This window comes from Vibrio sp. 1069 (assembly GCF_033340555.1).
The window spans coordinates 1-535 of sequence record NZ_JAWOWP010000878.1 but is presented as its reverse complement, the minus strand read 5'-3'; the positions used below and the strand labels follow the sequence as shown (position 1 = coordinate 535).

Here is a 535-nt window from a genome sequence, read left to right as displayed (position 1 = left end):
GCCCCGCCACCGATGCAGCGTAAATTGATCGAAAAACCAATTTCGCTTGGCGTTCGCTCCATAGATGGTTTGCTCACTTGTGGTGAAGGCCAACGTATGGGCATTTTCGCTGCGGCTGGCGGCGGTAAAAGTACCTTGCTGGCGAAGCTGATTCGCTCTGCGGACGTAGACGTAACCGTTCTGGCTCTGATTGGCGAACGTGGGCGAGAAGTGCGAGAGTTCATCGAACACGACTTGGGCGAAGACGGTATGGCGCGTTCAGTGCTGGTCGTTGCGACATCCGACAGACCAGCCATGGAGCGCGCAAAAGCGGCGTTCGTTGCGACTTCTATCGCCGAATATTTCCGAGACCAAGGCAAGCGCGTTTTGCTGCTGATGGACTCCGTCACCCGTTTTGCTCGTGCCCAACGTGAAATTGGCCTTGCCGCTGGTGAACCTCCAACTCGACGCGGTTATCCGCCTTCTGTTTTTGCCGCGCTGCCAAAACTAATGGAGCGTGCCGGTCAATCGGACAAAGGCTCTATCACTGCTCTTT

Annotated in this window: 1 pseudogene; it reads left to right on the top strand. The window is 55.9% G+C overall.

The window, feature by feature from the left end:
• Positions 1 to 535, top strand: a pseudogene (gene vscN / locus R7040_RS29585) (SctN family type III secretion system ATPase VscN); the annotation flags it as partial.